1 protein-coding gene is annotated in these 528 nt (G+C 42.0%); it reads right to left on the bottom strand.

Features of this window, described 5'->3' with window-relative positions:
• Positions 1-235 precede the first annotated feature (235 nt).
• A complete protein-coding gene (locus tag HW443_RS12855; protein WP_176238406.1) occupies positions 236-439 on the bottom strand; it encodes a transporter associated domain-containing protein in 204 nt (67 codons plus the stop codon).
• Positions 440-528 lie beyond the last annotated feature (89 nt).

Raw genomic sequence — 528 nt, forward strand, 5'->3', positions numbered from 1 at the left:
ATCTCACCTGGAAAGGCGCAAGCGCCTTCCTTCGTTTGATACCATTATTACATGAAGTGAAGTTGTACGAGTTAACCCCTTAACTCTTCTTTAAGAGGGACTGGATGAAATTGATTTAATTTTTAAAGCAGCTTCCAACTTAAGTCCCGAAGGTAAAAAGGCGGTGGCCTCCTTCATTGAGTTCCTCTTAAAAGAAGAAACTAAAAAATGAACCACAAAGAAATTAGCGGTAAGGCTAACCACCTAAGTAAATTTTAACTTTAGAAATACGTCTTCCTTTTACTTCCAGAACCTCAATTTTTAATCTGTCATTTCCTATAACTTCCCCTACCTTAGGAAAACGACCTAATTTAGTGTAGATAAAGCCTGCCAGCGTATCAAACTCTTCTTGCCATTCTTCTTCGTCCTCATATGATATATATTCCTCTGTAAGTTTCAATCCACGCCCCCCGCACGGGGAGCGACTATATCCAACCATTGCTCACTCAACCAACGCACCGGTTTCAATCCACGCCCCCGCACGGGGGG

The sequence above is a fragment of the Candidatus Hakubella thermalkaliphila genome, assembly GCF_013281975.1.
GTDB lineage: Bacteria > Actinomycetota > Humimicrobiia > Hakubellales > Hakubellaceae > Hakubella > Hakubella thermalkaliphila.